The sequence below is a fragment of the Sinomonas sp. ASV322 genome, from assembly GCF_030908245.1.
Taxonomy (GTDB): Bacteria; Actinomycetota; Actinomycetes; order Actinomycetales; family Micrococcaceae; genus Sinomonas.
In genome coordinates this window covers 101,030-117,162 of sequence record NZ_JAVFJJ010000011.1, presented here as the reverse complement: position 1 = coordinate 117,162, position 16,133 = coordinate 101,030, and the positions used below count along the sequence as shown (strand labels likewise).

Genomic DNA, 16,133 nt, shown 5'->3' with positions numbered 1-16,133 from the left:
TCCCGGCGTGGCACAGCCGTCCCTCGTACCTGTGTTCAGGGGACGGTCATGCCGCTGAGGGACGGTCATGAGGCGGGTCATCGGGCTGGTCCCGGTGAGGAGGTCGCAGCGGCCCCCGCCTGCCGATCGCCCAGACAGCGAGCGCAACGCAGCTCAGCGCGGTCCCGGCAGCCGAGACGGCGGTCCAGCCGCCCACGCCCCACAAGAGCGCGGCGGCCCCGGAGCCGATCGCGCCGCCGATGAAATTCGCCGTGACATAGACGGTGTTGAGCCGGCTGCGAGCCTCGTGGGAGAGGGCGAGCAGCCGGGTCTGGTTGAGGACATTCTGCCCTTGAATCGCGACGTCGAGCACGAAGACGACCGCGAGCACGAGCCACACCGAGCTTCCCGCGACGAAGCACAGGCCGAAGGCCGCAAGCGCGAGCGCCCACGCGACGCCGGTCGCTGGCATCGACCAGCCGCGGTCGTGAAGGCGCCCCGCGCGCTGGACGGTCACGGCGCCAGCGATCCCCGCGAGCCCGAACAGGCCGATCACCTCGACGGGGTAGCGGAACGCCGGGCCTGCAAGCAGGAACGTGAGCGAGGTCCAGAACAGGGTGAAGGCTGCGAAGCCCGTCGAGGAGAGCGCGAGCGTCCAGCGCACCGCCCGCTCCTTGACGACGACCGCGCCCACCGACGCCAGAAGCTTCGGGTAGGAGACGCGCGCCTTGGGCTCGAGGGCTGGCAGCGCGCGGCCCAGGAGCACGGCCAGAACGACGACGCCGATCGTCGCCACCGCGTACACGGCCCGCCAGCCGCCGACCGCCGCGATGAGGCCGCTTACCGTCCGCGACGCGAGGATCCCCGTGAGGATGCCCGCGACGACGGTTCCGACGACGCGCCCGCGATGGGCGTCGTCGGCGAGATCGCCGGCGAGCGGGGTGAGGATCTGCCCCGCAACCGTCGTGACGCCGAGGAGGCTCACGGCGACGAGAAGGAACGCCGCGGACGGCGCGAGCGCGCACAGCACGAGTGCTGCGGCGGAGGCGAGCATCATGACGACGACGAGCCTCCTCCGGTCGAGGACGTCGCCCAACGGCACGATGAGCAGGATCCCTGCCGCGTAGCCGAGCTGGGTGGCGGTGACGAGCCAGCCGGCCGTCGCGGGGGACGCGTGCAGATCGGCCGCGATGGCGTCGAGGAGCGGCTGCGCCCAGTACAGATTGCCGACGGCGGCGCCTCCGGCCACGGCGAATAGGAGCGTAAGGCCCGTGGTCATGGTCGGGCGTGTCTTGGGTGCGGTCACGGGGGTCCTCACTGGCGTGTCGATCGATCGGGAACGCCGTCCCTTCCAGTACGCGTACTGGAAGGGACGCGTGCCGTCCTGATGCTCCTATTCCCCACGGAAAACACGCTTGGCCACGGCCAGCGCGGACATGGCCCTGGGCCATCCGGCGTAGAACGCGAGGTGCGTGATGGCCTCGATGAGCTCGTTCTCGCTCACCCCGTTCTCCTTCGCGTACGCGAAGTGGAACGTGAGCTGCTCGGCATTGCCGCCGGCGAGGAGCGCCGCCACGGTCACGAGGCTGCGGTCCCGCTGCGAGAGCTCGGGGCGCTTCCACACCTGGCCGAAGAGGACGTCGTCGGTGTAGCCCACGAGGGTGGGGGCGAAGTCGCCGTACAGCTTCTCGGCGGCTGAGGGTTGTTGGGACGCTGGCATGGGGTTCCTTTCGGGGGTCTGGGTTCCATGAGACGGGTCTCCCCGGAAGGGAGCGAGAGCCCTCTCGATACCGGTTCTGCCAGTACCTCCCGTGGATACCGGCGCGGCGCATAGCGTTGACCTATGGACAATCGGACGGAAGTGCGCGAATTCCTCTCGTCGCGCCGCGCACGCATCACCCCGGAGCGGGCAGGACTCACCGTCTACGGCGGCAACCGCCGCGTTCCAGGTCTGCGCCGTGAGGAGGCGGCGATGCTCGCGGGCGTGAGCGTCGACTACTACACGCGGCTCGAGCGCGGAAACCTCTCGGGTGTATCGGAAGGCGTCCTCGAGGCGCTCGCGCGCGGCCTCCAGCTCGACGACGCCGAACGTGACCACCTCTTCGACCTCGCGAAGGCGGCCAACGCTACCTCGCGCGCGCGTCAGGCCAGGGCATTGAAGCAGCGCATCCGGCCGAGCGTCCAATTCCTGCTCGACGCGATCACGGGCGCCCCTGCTTTCGTCCGAAACAGCCGGATGGACATCCTCGCCGCGAACCGCCTGGGCTTCGCGCTCTATTCGCCGGTGTTCTTGGACCCTGTGCGGCCCGCGAACCATTCGCGGTTCATCTTCCTCGATCCCCGCGCGCAGGACTTCTACCCCGATTGGGATCTCGCGGCGAACAACAACGTCGCGCTCCTGCGCACCGAGTCGGGACGCAACCCGTACGACAAGGGCCTCGCCGACCTCGTCGGAGAGCTCTCGATGCGCAGCGAGGAGTTCCGGGTCCGCTGGGCAGCCCACAACGTGCGCCGCCACTATTCGGGCAGCAAGACGTTCCGGCACCCCGTGGTGGGCGGCATCGAGCTCATGTTCGAGGCCATGCAGCTTTCCGAGGATCCCGGGCTCACCCTCACGGTGTACCCGGCCGAGCCGGGCTCGGCGTCCGAGGAGTCCCTCCGCCTGCTCGCGAGCTGGGCGGAGACGGAGCGCCTTGAGGAGCAGCTGCGGGCGACGGCGGCCGGCTCGCCGCGCTGACTTGCGATCCCCGACGCCCCTCGGGGACTCGCTCGCGCCACGTAGGCGCCTTGCGCGTCACCTCGGATGTGTCGGCCCCAAAACGGGTTCCGACGACCCACGTGTGCCCTTGCTGGTACGGATATTTGGCCAGAACGCCACTGAGTTTGGCTGATTCACCACTGAGTTGGCGTTTTCGGGACCTACGCTCACAGGTGTTGGGCGCGGCTCCGGCTGGAGGGCGCGGGACATCGGCGGGAGCGTCGGGTTCCGTGTTTTTGGGGGGCAGCCGGCACCGCGACCGCACTCAGCCAGACCCTTGACCCCGTTCTCGCGCCCCCCGGAGCACCAAGGATTGAGATGACCGCGGAACTAGTGGGGCGCCTCGGCGACCTGGCCGAGAATCGATGGGGACTCGTCACGACGGCTCGCGCGGAAGCGGCCGGCATCAGCAGGAAGCAGATGTCGAGGCTCGCGGCGCTCGGCATGATCGTGCGCGTCGCCCAAGGCGTGTATCGCGTCGGGAAGACGCCCGCGACAGGCCAGGGCGTCGTCGTCGCCCGCTGGCTTGCGCTCGCGGGCCCGGAACTTCCGACGACGGCGGACGGCATCCCCGGAGTCGTCGCCGCGGGCGAGAGCGCGGCGCTCCTGCACGGCCTCGGGCCGTTCCGCCCCCGGGAGAGCGAGTTCATCGTCCCCGTTCGACGCCGCACCCGCCTGGCCGATGTGCGGCTGCGCGTGCAGTCGCTGAGCCCGGGCGAGGTCGGCGTCGTCGACTCGGTCCCGGCCCTCACGGTTGAACGCACGATCGCGGACTTCGTGGAACGCGGTGCTGACGGCAACGTGGTCGCCTCCCTCCTGCGGGAAGCCATCCGCCAGCGCAAGCTCAGGGCTCCCGAGAAGCTCGCGCAGTTCCTCGCCCCGCAGGCGCGGGAGTACGGCTTCCCGCTCGGCGATGGGCGCGCCCTCGCAGGATCGTTCATCGACCTCGCCGGCATCCAGCCGCGGGGCTGGAAGCGCGCCTTCGCGCACATCTGACCCCGTCCCCGTCCGGCCCGTTTGGTCCCCTGGCGGGCCGGGCGGGGGCGGCCCCCGCGGGCTCAGACCGCTTCGGCCCGCCGCGCCAGCTGATTGCCGGCGAAGAACGCCGCGAGTTCGTCCGTGGCGGTGAGCGGCAGGACGTCCGCGACGTACTGGTCCGGGCGGACGACGACGACGGCGCCTCCGCGGTCGATCCCGCGGACGTCGAAGATGTCCGCCTTGTGGTCGACGCCGTAGACCTTCTCGAGGTACGTGAGCCGGAACGGGCCGACCTCGGGCTTGAACACGGCCGGCACGGAGTTGATGTCGATCTCCGTGTGGCCCTGCTGGTAGATGACCTTGACGTCGAACCACGCATCCCGGTCGAGGCCCTCGGGCGTCGCGGCGAGCGGGGAGGCGGGGGAGGCCGCGAGCCATTCCGCGAGCTCGGCGACACGCGACGGCGCGCCCGCCTCGGGAGCGTCCGCGAAGACGTAGATGCGCCACCGGCCGTCCGCCGTCGCCTGGTGGCCGAGCTCGAGCGGATTGGTGTCGCAGACCCGCACGACCGGCGCGGACTTGAAGCGCTTGCCGATCGGGAAACCGGTCGCGAGGCCCTGATGCGTGGGCTCCGCGACCAGCATCGAGGGGGCGTACTGGGTCATGAAGCCCGCGGGGAACTCGGCGGTGCGGACGTAGAAGTCCTCGAGCTCCGAGGGATCCTCGAACTCCTCGGGCTTCTTCGCCATGAGCGTGGACCACTCCTTGTCGAAGTCGATGAGGTTCTTCGCGATGACCTGGCGCTCCCCGGAGTACGTCGCGAGGAGGCTCTCGGGGCTGCGGCCTTCGAGCACGTGCCCGAGCTTCCAGCCGAGGTTGAAGCCGTCCTGCATCGAGACGTTCATGCCCTGCCCGGCCTTGGCGCTGTGGGTGTGGCACGCGTCGCCCGCGATGAAGACGCGTGGGGTGCGCGTTCCTGCCTCCTCGGGGAGGACGTCGTCGAACCGGTCGGTGAGCCGGTGGCCGACCTCGTACACGCTGTGCCACGCGATGTTGCGGACGTCGAGCGTGTAGGGCTGCAGGATCTCGTCGGCCTTGGCGATGATCTGCTCGATCGTCGTGTTGCGCACCGCGCGGCCGTCCTCGGCCCCGACCTCGCCGAGGTCCACGTACATGCGGAAAAGGTGACCGCCCTCGCGCGGGATGAGCAGGATGCTCCCGGCCTCGCCCTGGATCGCACATTTGGTTCGAATGTCAGGGAAGTCGGTCACGGCGAGGACGTCCATGACGCCCCACGCGTGGTTGGCCTGGTCTCCCGCGAGCTTGCAGCCGATCGACTGGCGCACCTTGCTGCGCGCGCCGTCGGCCCCGACGACGTACTTGGCCCGAACGGTCCGCTCCTGGCCCTCGTTCTCGCCGGCGGTGTTCACGAGGGTGACCCTGACCGGGTACGCGTTGTCGCCGCCCTGGGTCTCGTCGTCGACCGTCAGACTCTGGAATTCGTAGCCGTAGTCCGGCCGCAGGCGCGCGGGCGAGTTGGCCATGAATTCGGCGAAGTAGTCGAGCACACGTGCCTGGTTGACGATGAGGTGGGGGAACTCGCTGATGCCCATTTCGTCGTCGACCGCGCGCGCCGCGCGCACGATCCGCGACGGATCCTCGTGGTCCGGCTTCCAGAACGCCATCTCCGTGATGCGGTAGGCCTCGGCCGTGATCCGCTCGGCGAAGCCGAACGCCTGGAACGTCTCGACGCTGCGTGCCTGGATGCCGTCGGCCTGTCCGATCGCGAGCCGGCCGGGGCGGCGCTCGACGATGCGGGTCGTGATGCCGGGGAACTGGGCAAGCTGCGCGGCGGTGATCATGCCGGCGGGTCCGGTGCCCACGATGAGGACGTCGACCTCGTCGGGGAGCTCTTCGGGCCGATCTATGCCGACACCGGCGGCCGGCTGCACCCGCGGGTCTCCGGAGACGTATCCGTGGTGGTGGAAATGCACGGCTTTCCTCACTTCGTTGTGGTTGCGCCCGACGTGTTCTATATTGGAACGAGCCGTTCTAATATCGCTCAACCCATGGTAGGGCTCCGTGCCGTGCGCTTCAAGCCCCTCGTGTTGCCGGCGTCACAGGTGGCCGCGCGATGCTGAAGGCGCGCCCTCACCGCAAAGGCGCGCCTTAGCCGCAATGGCGCGCCGGACCCGGCGCGCCATTGCGGGGAAGCCGCGTCATTGCGGGGCGCGGCCGCCTCTGACCGGACGCGCGGACGCCTCCCGGGGGCTTAGCCGCGGTGCATGATGCCCGTCTGGGCGTACGGGGCGAGCGTCGGACCCTTGACCGCGACGCCGTCGAGCGCCTCGTCGATGGCCGCGAGGACGTCGTCGCCGAGTTCGATGCCCGAGGCCGACGCGTTCGCGCGGACCTGCTCGGGGCGCGAGGCGCCAGTGATGGCCGAGGCGAGCTCGCCGCGTCGGAGCACCCACGCGAGCGCGAGCGTCGGAAGGCTCAGGCCCGCGCTCTCGGCGATCGGAGCAAGCCGCTCGACGGCCTCGAGGATCGGCTCCGTGATGAGGCGGTCCATCGAGCCACTCATGGTCTCGCTCGCGAAGCGGCTGCCCTCGGGGACGGGCTGTCCCGGCCTGTACTTGCCCGTGAGAACGCCCTGGGCGAGCGGCGACCACACGATCTGCGAGATGCCGTTGGCCTCGCAGAGCGGGAACACCTCGGCCTCGGGCGCCTGCCACAGCATCGAGTACTGCGGCTGCGACGAGACGAAGAGGTCCGGTCCAGCGATGTCGATCGCCGCCTGAATCTGCTCGGGCGTCCACTCGCTGAACCCGAGGTACCGGGCCTTGCCCTGCTCGACGACCTTCTGGAACGCCTCGACCGTCTCCTCGATCGGCACGCTCGAATCGAAGCGGTGCGCCTGGTAGAGGTCTACGTAGTCGGTCTTGAGCCGGGTCAGCGAAGCGTCGATCTGCTTCGAGATCTGCTCGGCGGAGAGTCCCGATTCCGTGTCCGACATCTGGCCGAAGACCTTCGTGGCGAGGACGTAGGAATCGCGCGGGTGCTTCGACAGGATGTCGCCCCAGGCCGTCTCGGCCGCGCCGCGACCGTAGACGTTCGCCGTGTCGAAGAAGGTGATCCCGACGTCGAACGCTGCCTCGGTGCAGGCCCTCGTCGCCTCGGCTTCCACCCCGCCCGAGAACGTCAGCCAGGAGCCGAGTGAGATCTCGGAGACCTCGAGGTCGGAACTGCCGAGCTTGCGGTAGCGCATGAGGGTGCCTCCATCGTTGTAGGGGTTACCCCTCATGCCTACGCCTCACGGCCCGCGCGGGGAAGGGTCTCTCAGACCTACCTTCGGGTCGCGATGCGCTCAACATTTCCGTTCAACGGAAGAACTCCGTCATGGGCCCGGCCTCGCGCCTACGCTGTCAAGACCGCCCCACGACAAGTGTTCGTGATGCGAACACTTGTACAGAATGCGAACAACCGGTACTCTCGAAAGGGAGACGGTGCCGCACGCGGGGCACTCAGCAAGGAAGCTAGAGGAGGAACCATGGGCGAGCCCGTCAAATCGTCCGACGCCGCCGCTGACAATCAGGCGATCGTCAGCCAGGAGATCCGGGACATCGAAGAGGGCTACGAGGCGGCCCGCGCCGCGGGGCAGCCCGCGGAGACGCAGCCACGCATCGACTATCCGCCGTACCGCAGCTCGATCCTGCGGCACCCCACGAAGAACCTGCACCACACCGACCCTGAGACGATAGAGCTCTACAGCCCGGCGTTCGGCCACCAGGACGTGCACGCTCTCGAATCGAACCTGACGATCCAGCACGGTGGGGAGCCGCTCGGCGAACGCATGGTCCTCCGCGGCAAGGTGCTCGACGGCGACGGCCGCCCCGTTGCTGGCCAGCTCGTCGAGATCTGGCAGGCCAACTCGGCGGGCCGCTACATCCACAAGCGCGACCAGCATCCCGCGCCGATTGACCCGAACTTCACGGGTGTCGGCCGCTGCATCACGGGTCCCGACGGCTCCTACGAGTTTTTGACCATCAAGCCTGGCGCATATCCGTGGAAGAACCACCTCAACGCGTGGCGCCCCGCACACATCCACTTCAGCCTGTTCGGCACGGAGTTCACGCAGCGCATCGTCACCCAGATGTACTTCCCAGGCGATCAGCTCTTCCCGCTCGACCCGATCTACCAATCGATCGTCGACCAGGACGCGCGGGACCGCCTCGTGGCACGCTACAACCACGATTTCACCGCGCCCGAGTGGGCGCTCGGCTACGAATGGGACATCGTCCTCACGGGCGCCAAGCGGACGTGGACCGAGAACGAAGCGTATGGAGAGCAGGGCGACAATGAGTGAGAAGACCCAGATGATCGCCACCCCCGGCCAGACCGTCGGCCCGTTCTACGGCTACGCGCTGCCGTTCGAGAAGGGCGGCGAGCTCGTCCCGCCGGGCAGCCCGGAGAGCGTTCAGCTCCACGGCACCGTCTATGACGGCCACGGCAACCCCATTCCGGACGCGCTCGTCGAGATTTGGCAGGCGGACGCGCAGGGCAACATCCCGAATGAGACCGGCTCGCTGATCCGCGACGGCTACACCTTCACGGGCTGGGGCCGCACCCCGGTGGGCAACACCGGAAGGTACGTCTTCACGACCGTCAACCCCGGCCCGACGGAGCCCGGCAAGGCGCCGTTCATCGCCGTCGTCGTCTTTGCGCGAGGCCTGCTCAACCGGCTTTTCACGCGGGTTTACCTCCCCGAGGACACCGAGGCGCTCGAGAACGACGCCCTCCTGAGCTCCCTCGACCCCGCCCGCCGCAAGACCCTCATCGCCGAGCGCCTCGCGGACGGCTCGCTGCACTGGGACGTCCGGCTCCAGGGCGAAGACGAGACCGTCTTCCTCGACTTCCAGGGCTGAACTGACATGACCGCCGCCTTCGATCCTGCCGCAGACCCTGCAGACCGAGGTCTGCTTTCGCCGGTCTGGGCCAGCCCGGACATCGCGGGGGCTACCGGCGACGCCGCGATCGTCGCCGCGATGCTCGAGCTCGAGGCCGCATGGGCCGAATCGCTCGAGGCAGCGGGGCTTGCCGAGGCCGGCGCGGGCGCGGCCGTGCGTGCTGTGGTTCGCGCGGCGGTCAGCGCCGCCGTCGGCGGGACGAAGGCAACAGCCGACGACGGCGCCGCGCCCGAGGCGGTCAACGCGCCGTCGTCCGTGCTCGCGTTTGACGCCGGGCGGCTCGCGATGGAAGCCCAAGGTGGCGGGAATCCGGTCATCCCCCTCGTGAAGGCTCTCCGCGAGGTGACCCCCGAGCCTGGCAAACGCTCGGTCCACAAGGGCCTCACGAGCCAGGATGTCCTCGACTCGGCGCTCATGCTCACGGCAAGGCGCGTCGTCGTCGGGCTCCTCGCGGACCTCGCCGTCGCCGCGGACTCCCTCGCGGACCTCGCTGCGGCGCACCGCACGACCCCGCAGGTGGCTCGCACGCTCGCCCAGCACTCGCTTCCCTCGAGCTTCGGGCTCAAGGCCGCGAACTGGCTCCAGGGCGTCGCGCACGCCGAGGCCCGCGTCGCGGCCCTGAGCTTCCCAGTGCAGTGCGGGGGTGCGGCGGGGACGAACGCGTCGCTCGTCGCGCTCGGCGGGGAGCCGGCCGCGCTCGCGGCGGACTGGGCCCGTCGCGCTGGCCTCGATGCCGCCGTCGCGCCATGGCAGTCGTTCCGAGGCCCGGTGACGGACCTCGGCCACGCCCTCGCGGCGGTGTGCTCGGCCGCGGGGCACGTCGCGAACGACGTCATGCTGCTTTCGCGCCCCGAGATCGGCGAGCTCGGCGAACCGATCGCGGAAGGCCGCGGCGTCTCCTCGGCGATGCCGCAGAAGCAGAATCCCGCGCTTTCGGCGCTCATCCGCTCGGCCGCCCTCAAGGCCCCCGCCCAAGCCATGCAGCTCGAACTCGCGGCCGCCCTGAGCGAGGACGAGCGCACCGGCGGTGCGTGGCACACCGAATGGCCCGCCCTGCGGGAGCTGCTGCGCCTCGCCGCCGGCGCCGCTGCGGCCGTGCGGGAGATAGCGGGCGGGCTCCGGGTCTTCCCCGAGCGCATGCGCGCGAACCTCGAGCTGAGCGGCCCGCTCCTTGTGAGCGAGCGCATCATGCTCGAGCTCTCAGGCGTGGCCGAGGGTGGCCGCGCCGGGATCCAGAAGGCCGTCGACGCGGCTCTCGCGAGCGGGGCCGACCCCGCCGAGCAGGGGCGGGTGTTGCGGAAGGGACTTCGCGCCGTCGTGCCTTCGGGCGCAGCAGATGACGCGCGGCTCGACGAACTCCTGGACCCCGCCGGGTACCAGGGCGATGCGGCCGGGATCGTCGACCGCATCTTGGCCGACTACGAAGCGCGGGCGGCCCGGCGCCGCAGGCAGACATGAGACACGAGAGGAAGGACGAGCACGTGAGCGTGCCACAGATCCGAGCGGTGAGGCTCTCGCCGCGCGAGCAGCTGGGGGAGAAGGACCTCGTGGTGCTGGGGCCCTCGCTCGGCACGTCGACGGCCATGTGGGACGCGGCCGCGCGGCTCCTCGGCGAGGACTACGACGTCCTCGGCTGGGACCTGCCCGGCCACGGCGTCTCGCCGGCCGCCGAGCCGGACACGGCGTTCAGCCTCGGCGAGCTCGCGGACGCCGTGGTGGCGCTTGTCGACTCGATCGCCCCGGGCATTGCGTTTCACTATGCCGGCGACTCCGTGGGCGGTGCGACGGGCGCCGAGCTCGCGCTCCGCCACCCCGAGCGGCTCCTGAGCCTTGCGATGATCTGCTCGTCGCCACGCTTCAACGGCGCCGAAGGCTACGCCGAGCGCGCCGACCTCGTCGCAGCCCAGGGCACCGCGATACGCCTCCAGGCCTCGGCCGAGATCTGGTTCGCGCCGGGCTTCCTCGGCGAGCACCCAGCCGAGTCCTCGCGCCTCCTCCACGCGCTCCGCGACGCCGACCGCTTCGGCTACGCCGCCGTATGCCGCGCGATCGCCGCCTACGACGTCCGCGACCGCTTCGCCGAGATCGCCGTCCCATTCCTCGCCATCGCGGGCGAGTTCGACTCCGTGTGCCCGTTCTCCGAGGCGCAGTGGATGGCCGAGCGGGCGCGCGACGGCCGCGCCGTCGAGGTCCCCGGCGTCGCGCACATCGCGCCGACCGAGAACCCGGTTGCTGTCGCGGACCTTCTGCGCGAGCACTTCGCGCGCGCGGCGGCTGACGAGAACGCCGCGGAGGGGGCCAAGTGAGCGCGCAGCTTGTCGGGGAGAACTGGAAGGACGACGCGCGGGCAGGCGCCGTCCAGCCCGACGCCACCCAGCGCGAGGTGTACGACGGCGGCATGGAAGTTCGGCGGGAGGTCCTCGGCGACGCGCACGTGGACCGGGCCAACGCGAACACCGACGAGTTCACGGCCGAGTTCCAGAACATGATCACCCGCATCGCGTGGGGCGGCGTCTGGACGCGGCCGGGGCTCACCCGGCAGATGCGCTCGGTCGCCGTGCTCACGGCGATGATCGCTCACGGGCATTGGGACGAGTTCGCGATGCACGTCCGCGCGGCCGTCCGCAACGGGCTCACGCGGGACGAGATCAAGGAAGTGATCCTGCAGAGCGCCATCTACTGCGGGGTTCCGTCCGCCAACACGGCCTTCAAGGTGGCACAGAAGATTCTGGCGGATGCCGCCACCGACAACGAGGAACAGCCATGACCGAAGCATTCATCTACGACGCCATCCGCACCCCGTTCGGCAAGTTCGGCGGCTCGCTCGCAGGCGTCCGCCCGGATGACCTCGCGGCCCACATGGTCCGCAGCATCGTGGACCGTGCCCCGGGGCTCACGCCTGACGCCCTCGAAGCCGGCGCGGTGGACGAGGTGGTTTTCGGCAACGCGAATGGCGCGGGCGAGGAGAATCGCAACGTCGCGCGGATGGCCACGCTCCTCGCGGGGCTCCCGACGTCGATCCCCGGCACGACCGTGAACCGACTCTGCGGCTCGTCCCTCGACGCCGCCATGATCGCCTCGCGCCAGATCGCGGTGGGCGACGCCGACGTCGTCCTCGTGGGTGGGGTCGAGTCGATGAGCCGGGCGCCGTGGGTGCTGCCGAAGACCGAGCGCCCGTACCCGGCCGGGGACCTCACGCTCGCGTCGACGACGCTCGGCTGGCGCCTCGTGAACCCGAAGATGCCGTCGCAGTGGACCGTCTCGCTCGGCGAGGCGACCGAGCAGCTGCGTGAGCGGCACGCGATCGGGCGCGACCGGCAGGACGAGTTCGCCGCGCGATCCCACAACCTCTCGGACAAGGCGTGGAACGAGGGCTTCTTCGACGAGCTCGTGGTCCCGGTCCCCGGTACGGAGCTCACGCGGGACGAGGGCATCCGCCCGGGCTCGAGCGCGGAGAAGCTCGCGGGGCTCAAGACCGTCTTCCGCGCCGACAACGGCGACCGCTCGGGCACGACGACCGGCGGCACGGTCACGGCAGGCAACGCCTCGCCGCTCTCTGACGGCGCGTCTGCGGTGCTGCTCGGCTCCGAGGCCGCCGCCGCGACGATCGGCCTCGAGCCCATCGCCCGCATCGCGGGACGCGGCGCGGCCGCGAACGAACCGCAGTTCTTCGGCTTCGCGCCCGTCGAGGCCGCCAACCGCGCCCTCGAGAAGGCGGGCATCGGCTGGGACCAGGTCGGCGCCGTCGAACTCAACGAGGCGTTCGCCGCACAGTCCCTCGCGTGCCTCGACGCCTGGAAGATCGACCCGGAGATTGTCAACGCGCACGGTGGCGCGATCGCCATGGGCCACCCGCTCGGCGCGTCCGGCGGCCGCATCCTCGGGACGCTCGCTCGGAGCCTTCAGCGGAGCGGCGAGCGCTGGGGCGTCGCCGCGATCTGCATCGGCGTGGGTCAGGGGCTGGCTGTGGTGCTCGAGAACGTGACTGGGAAGTAAGGGTCGAGATGCTGGAATTCAAGGACACCGTCGCCGAGGCGGTCGCGGGCGTCAAGGACGGCTCGACGGTCATGATCGGGGGCTTCGGCAACGCCGGGCAGCCGTTCGAGCTCATCGATGCGCTGCTGCAGAGCGGCGCTCGCGAGCTCACGGTGGTCAACAACAACGCGGGCCAGGCCGACGAGGGCCTCGCGCTCCTCATCAAGGAGGGCCGCGTGCGCAAGATGATCTGCTCGTTCCCGCGGCAGAGCGACTCGTGGCACTTCGACGCGAAGTACCGTGCCGGGGAGATCGAGCTCGAGCTTGTGCCGCAGGGCAATCTCGCGGAGCGCATCCGAGCGGCCGGGGCCGGGATCGGCGGGTTCTTCACGCCGACCGGCTACGGGACCATGCTCGCCGAGGGCAAGGAGACGCGCTTCCTCGACGGCAAGTGGCAGGTGTTCGAGACGCCCATCCACGCGGACGTCGCGCTCATCAAGGCGCTCAAGGCGGATGGCAAGGGCAACCTCGTGTACCGCAAGACGGCGCGGAACTTCGGCCCGATCATGGCCGCGGCCGCGAAGCAGACCATCGTCCAGGTCTCCGAGGTGGTGCCGATTGGCGGCCTCGACCCGGAGAACGTGGTCACACCGGGCATCTACGTCAACACGATCGTGAAGGTGGGCTGAGAGCATGAGTGAGACATCGACGTCGCCTGTTTCTTCAGATGAGGCGCCCCAAAGCGGGGCCCCTCAAACCAGCGCCGAGCCCATCGGCCGCGACGACCTCGCGCGTCTCGTGGCGCGGGACATCGCGCCCGGTTCGTTCGTGAACCTCGGCATCGGCCAGCCGACCCTCGTCTCGAACTACCTCACCGAGGAGCAGAACATCACGCTCCACACGGAGAACGGGATGCTCGGCATGGGCCCCGAGGCGAAGGGCGACGAGATCGACCCGGACCTCATCAACGCCGGCAAGATCCCCGTGACGGAGCTGCCGGGCGCGAGCTACTTCCACCACGCCGACTCGTTCGCGATCATGCGCGGCGGCCACCTCGACGTATGCGTGCTCGGCGCGTTCCAGGTTTCCGCGACCGGCGACCTCGCGAACTGGCACACTGGCGCGCCGGACGCGATCCCCGCCGTCGGCGGCGCGATGGACCTCGCGACCGGCGCCAAGGACGTCTACGTGATGATGACCCTGCTCACGAAGGACGGGAAGTCCAAGCTTGTGCCGTCGTGCTCGTACCCGCTCACGGGCGTCGGCTGCGTGACGCGCGTCTACACGGACAAGGCGGTCTTCCTCATTACGGACGACGGCGTGCGCGTGCGGGAGACGTTCGGCGTCACCTTCGAGGAGCTTCAGGCGCTTGTGGACGTCCCGCTGCTGGCGGGGTGAGCGCGTAAGGTTATGTGGCTCTCCCTGAGCCACATAACCGTTCCTCGAAGGCACGACCGTCCCGCGTGCACGGGTATATGGGACGGTTATGGCGGCCGGGGACGGTTATGACCTTTTGGGACGGCTGTGGCGAGAAGGGCGGAGTGACGATGAGTGAGATAGCGGCGCCAGGCGACCAGTTCGTGCAGTCGCTCGCGCGAGGGCTCGCCGTCATCCGTGCGTTTGATGCCGAGCACCAGGAGATGACGCTCTCCGAGGTCGCCGCGCGCACCGAACTCACGCGAGCGACCGCGCGGCGCTTCCTGCACACGCTCGTCGAACTCGGCTACATGCGCACCGACGGGCGCCTCTTCACGCTGACGCCGCTCGTCTTGCAGCTCGGGTATGCGTACCTCTCAGGTCAGCGGCTCCCCGAGCTCGCCCAGCCGTTCCTCGAAGACCTCTCGCGCCGCGAGGGCGAGTCGACGTCGATGGCCGTCCTCGACGGGACGGACATCGTGTACCTCGCGCGGATCCACACGCGGCGCATCATCTCCGTCGGCATCTCGCCGGGCACGCGTTTCCCCGCGCACGTGACGTCGATGGGCCGCGTCCTGCTCGCGGCCCTCTCGCCCGCCGAGCTCGACGGGTACTTCGCCGCGGCGAGCCTCGTGCCGCTCACGCCCCGCACCCTGACGTCGCGCGGGGCGATCGAAGCGGAGCTCACGCGGGTCCGGGCGCAGGGCTACGCCGTCGTCGACCAGGAACTCGAGGTGGGCCTGCGCTCGGTGGCCGTGCCCGTTCTGGGGACCGACGGCCGCACGGTCGCCGCGATCAACCTCGCGCTGTCCGCGCGGCTCGACGGCGCCGAGGACCGGGCGGCGGAGGTGCAACGGCTCGTGCCGGAGCTGCGCAAGACCGCCGCGGGCATCGCGGACGCGGCCCGGGCGGCCGGCGCGGCGTAGCCCGCGCTTTGGGCCCTGCGGCGGGTGCTGGTCTTTCGGGATAGGGTGGCGGTTGTCCCGATGGCGGAGCACGTGAGGAGTGGGGCCGCATGCCACGCAGAGCGCGAGTCGATCGCCCGGCGATCTCCGGGGGTTCCTAGTGTTCGCGCATCGGCTGCCGTCGGGGGCCGAGCTTCGGCCGCTCGAACCGTGGCAAGGACCAGAGTTCGCCGAGCATCTTGATCGGGCCCGTGAGCACATCCGCCCGTGGGTCGGGCCGTCGTTCGTCACGACGGGGGTGGAGGCCGCCACCGCGACGCTGACCCGCTACGCCACGTCGACGGCCGCCGACGGCGCCCGGATCTACGGCATCTGGTCCGAGGGTGCCCTCGTCGGCGGCGTCATGTTCGTTGCCTTCGACGCCGCCCGTGGCTCCGCCGAACTCGGCTGCTGGCTCGAGCCTGCCGCACAAGGACGGGGTCTCGTGAGCGAAGCCTGCCGGGCCTTGGTGCGCTGGGCGTTCGAGACGCGCGGAATACGGCGGATCGAGTGGCGCTGCCGGGCGGCGAACGCGCGATCCGGAGCTGTCGCGCAACGCCTCGGGATGACGTTGGAGGGGACCCTGCGGCAGTCCTGGCCGATCGACGGTGTCTTCGACGACACCCAGATCTGGGCCCTCCTCGCCACTGAATGGCGGACGCCCGGAACCTAGCGGCGCGACCCGTCTCGCAAAGCAAGGTACCCGGGTTTCGGAAATCGCCCCTCGGTTGAGCGCCCGGCTGTGTCTGAAAGTCCGGGCGGGGCACGCCCGAGGTGCTCAGCCGCCGTACTGGTGGAACTGGCCGAACGCGACAGCTAGCACGAACGCGATCGCTCCCGCGGCGTTGAGCCAGCGCGGCTTCGTGCCGCCCGCGGCCTGATAGCGGATCATTTCGACGACGACGGCGCTCGAGCAGGCGGCGAGTAGGCCCCACACGACCCACAGGAGGGGCTTGGACGAGGTGGCTGCCTCGAACGCGTAGAACGCGAGGAGCGCGGAGACGGCGGCACCGAAGAGGATTCCGGGCGTCGCCGACGTGACGCTGTGTGCTGAGTTCCCCATGAGCGGGAGCCTACCCGGCGGTGCCTCTCGGGGCGAGGATTCCGGCGGAACAA

At 70.1% G+C, this 16,133-nt stretch carries 17 protein-coding genes; 12 read left to right on the top strand and 5 right to left on the bottom strand.

The genetic code is table 11. From position 1 onward, the window contains the following. Window positions 1–46: 46 nt before the first annotated feature. Window positions 47–1,285: an MFS transporter gene (locus RBS12_RS14835; RefSeq protein ID WP_307966902.1), complete on the bottom strand. Its 1,239-nt coding sequence runs from the start codon at window positions 1,283–1,285 to the stop codon at window positions 47–49. 87 nt (window positions 1,286–1,372) lie between these two features. Next, complete coding sequence (locus tag RBS12_RS14830) at window positions 1,373–1,699, bottom strand: carboxymuconolactone decarboxylase family protein (RefSeq protein WP_307966901.1); 327 nt, start codon at window positions 1,697–1,699, stop codon at window positions 1,373–1,375. A 123-nt stretch (window positions 1,700–1,822) separates the two neighbouring features. Between RBS12_RS14830 and RBS12_RS14825 the strand changes: the two genes are divergently transcribed. Together RBS12_RS14825 and RBS12_RS14820 are read left to right on the top strand one after the other, a co-directional pair. Beyond that, window positions 1,823–2,716: a helix-turn-helix transcriptional regulator gene (locus RBS12_RS14825; protein WP_307966900.1), complete on the top strand. Its 894-nt coding sequence runs from the start codon at window positions 1,823–1,825 to the stop codon at window positions 2,714–2,716. 339 nt (window positions 2,717–3,055) lie between these two features. After that, on the top strand, window positions 3,056–3,733 hold the full coding sequence (locus RBS12_RS14820) for a type IV toxin-antitoxin system AbiEi family antitoxin domain-containing protein (protein WP_307966899.1): 678 nt from the start codon (window positions 3,056–3,058) through the stop codon (window positions 3,731–3,733). A gap of 62 nt (window positions 3,734–3,795) precedes the next feature. On the opposite strand, the gene RBS12_RS14815 is transcribed toward RBS12_RS14820, so the two are convergent. Together RBS12_RS14815 and RBS12_RS14810 are read right to left on the bottom strand one after the other, a co-directional pair. Continuing rightward, window positions 3,796–5,709 (bottom strand): FAD-binding monooxygenase, encoded by a 1,914-nt coding sequence (locus RBS12_RS14815; RefSeq protein WP_307966898.1) that lies wholly within the window; start codon window positions 5,707–5,709, stop codon window positions 3,796–3,798. Between the two features lie 278 nt (window positions 5,710–5,987). Continuing rightward, window positions 5,988–7,019, bottom strand: a complete 1,032-nt coding sequence (locus RBS12_RS14810) for an aldo/keto reductase family protein (protein ID WP_307966897.1) — start codon at window positions 7,017–7,019, stop codon at window positions 5,988–5,990. Window positions 7,020–7,265: 246 nt separating this feature from the next. Between RBS12_RS14810 and pcaH the strand changes: the two genes are divergently transcribed. The 10 genes from pcaH to RBS12_RS14760 all read left to right on the top strand — a co-directional run bounded on the left by pcaH (window position 7,266) and on the right by RBS12_RS14760 (window position 15,690). Next, a complete protein-coding gene (gene pcaH / locus RBS12_RS14805) occupies window positions 7,266–8,081 on the top strand; it encodes a protocatechuate 3,4-dioxygenase subunit beta (RefSeq protein ID WP_307966896.1) in 816 nt (271 codons plus the stop codon). After that, window positions 8,074–8,640, top strand: a complete 567-nt coding sequence (gene pcaG / locus RBS12_RS14800) for a protocatechuate 3,4-dioxygenase subunit alpha (RefSeq protein ID WP_307966895.1) — start codon at window positions 8,074–8,076, stop codon at window positions 8,638–8,640. The genes pcaH and pcaG overlap by 8 nt, the downstream gene beginning before the upstream one ends. 6 nt (window positions 8,641–8,646) lie before the next feature. Continuing rightward, window positions 8,647–10,140: a lyase family protein gene (locus tag RBS12_RS14795; protein ID WP_307966894.1), complete on the top strand. Its 1,494-nt coding sequence runs from the start codon at window positions 8,647–8,649 to the stop codon at window positions 10,138–10,140. Between the two features lie 23 nt (window positions 10,141–10,163). Further along, the gene (locus RBS12_RS14790; RefSeq protein ID WP_307966893.1) at window positions 10,164–10,988 is read left to right on the top strand and encodes an alpha/beta fold hydrolase; all 825 of its coding nucleotides are present in this window, start codon (window positions 10,164–10,166) and stop codon (window positions 10,986–10,988) included. Further along, on the top strand, window positions 10,985–11,449 hold the full coding sequence (pcaC, locus tag RBS12_RS14785; RefSeq protein ID WP_307966892.1) for a 4-carboxymuconolactone decarboxylase: 465 nt from the start codon (window positions 10,985–10,987) through the stop codon (window positions 11,447–11,449). Before RBS12_RS14790 ends, pcaC begins: the two co-directional genes overlap by 4 nt. Beyond that, the gene (locus RBS12_RS14780; protein WP_307966891.1) at window positions 11,446–12,678 is read left to right on the top strand and encodes a thiolase family protein; all 1,233 of its coding nucleotides are present in this window, start codon (window positions 11,446–11,448) and stop codon (window positions 12,676–12,678) included. The genes pcaC and RBS12_RS14780 overlap by 4 nt, the downstream gene beginning before the upstream one ends. Window positions 12,679–12,686: 8 nt before the next feature. After that, entirely contained in the window at window positions 12,687–13,346 is a 660-nt protein-coding gene (locus tag RBS12_RS14775; protein ID WP_307966890.1) for a 3-oxoacid CoA-transferase subunit A, read from the top strand. A gap of 4 nt (window positions 13,347–13,350) precedes the next feature. Then, window positions 13,351–14,055 (top strand): 3-oxoacid CoA-transferase subunit B, encoded by a 705-nt coding sequence (locus RBS12_RS14770; protein WP_307966889.1) that lies wholly within the window; start codon window positions 13,351–13,353, stop codon window positions 14,053–14,055. A 149-nt stretch (window positions 14,056–14,204) separates the two neighbouring features. Continuing rightward, window positions 14,205–14,999, top strand: a complete 795-nt coding sequence (locus RBS12_RS14765; protein WP_307966888.1) for an IclR family transcriptional regulator C-terminal domain-containing protein — start codon at window positions 14,205–14,207, stop codon at window positions 14,997–14,999. A 139-nt stretch (window positions 15,000–15,138) separates the two neighbouring features. Beyond that, a complete protein-coding gene (locus tag RBS12_RS14760) occupies window positions 15,139–15,690 on the top strand; it encodes a GNAT family protein (RefSeq protein ID WP_307966887.1) in 552 nt (183 codons plus the stop codon). A 105-nt stretch (window positions 15,691–15,795) separates the two neighbouring features. Here RBS12_RS14760 and RBS12_RS14755 read toward each other — a convergent pair whose 3' ends face one another. After that, window positions 15,796–16,080, bottom strand: coding sequence for a hypothetical protein (locus RBS12_RS14755; RefSeq protein WP_307966886.1), 285 nt, complete (start codon window positions 16,078–16,080; stop codon window positions 15,796–15,798). Window positions 16,081–16,133 lie beyond the last annotated feature (53 nt).

What these genes read in the sequence shown, in the direction of transcription:
- RBS12_RS14830 (WP_307966901.1), bottom strand. Translation starts at nt 1,699, where the DNA reads ATGCCAGCGTCCCAACAACCCTCAGCCGCCGAGAAGCTGTACGGCGAC.
- RBS12_RS14825 (WP_307966900.1), top strand. Translation starts at nt 1,823, where the DNA reads ATGGACAATCGGACGGAAGTGCGCGAATTCCTCTCGTCGCGCCGCGCA.
- RBS12_RS14820 (WP_307966899.1), top strand. Translation starts at nt 3,056, where the DNA reads ATGACCGCGGAACTAGTGGGGCGCCTCGGCGACCTGGCCGAGAATCGA.
- RBS12_RS14810 (WP_307966897.1), bottom strand. Translation starts at nt 7,019, where the DNA reads ATGAGGGGTAACCCCTACAACGATGGAGGCACCCTCATGCGCTACCGC.
- pcaH (WP_307966896.1), top strand. Translation starts at nt 7,266, where the DNA reads ATGGGCGAGCCCGTCAAATCGTCCGACGCCGCCGCTGACAATCAGGCG.
- pcaG (WP_307966895.1), top strand. Translation starts at nt 8,074, where the DNA reads ATGAGTGAGAAGACCCAGATGATCGCCACCCCCGGCCAGACCGTCGGC.
- RBS12_RS14795 (WP_307966894.1), top strand. Translation starts at nt 8,647, where the DNA reads ATGACCGCCGCCTTCGATCCTGCCGCAGACCCTGCAGACCGAGGTCTG.
- RBS12_RS14780 (WP_307966891.1), top strand. Translation starts at nt 11,446, where the DNA reads ATGACCGAAGCATTCATCTACGACGCCATCCGCACCCCGTTCGGCAAG.
- RBS12_RS14775 (WP_307966890.1), top strand. Translation starts at nt 12,687, where the DNA reads ATGCTGGAATTCAAGGACACCGTCGCCGAGGCGGTCGCGGGCGTCAAG.
- RBS12_RS14770 (WP_307966889.1), top strand. Translation starts at nt 13,351, where the DNA reads ATGAGTGAGACATCGACGTCGCCTGTTTCTTCAGATGAGGCGCCCCAA.
- RBS12_RS14765 (WP_307966888.1), top strand. Translation starts at nt 14,205, where the DNA reads ATGAGTGAGATAGCGGCGCCAGGCGACCAGTTCGTGCAGTCGCTCGCG.
- RBS12_RS14755 (WP_307966886.1), bottom strand. Translation starts at nt 16,080, where the DNA reads ATGGGGAACTCAGCACACAGCGTCACGTCGGCGACGCCCGGAATCCTC.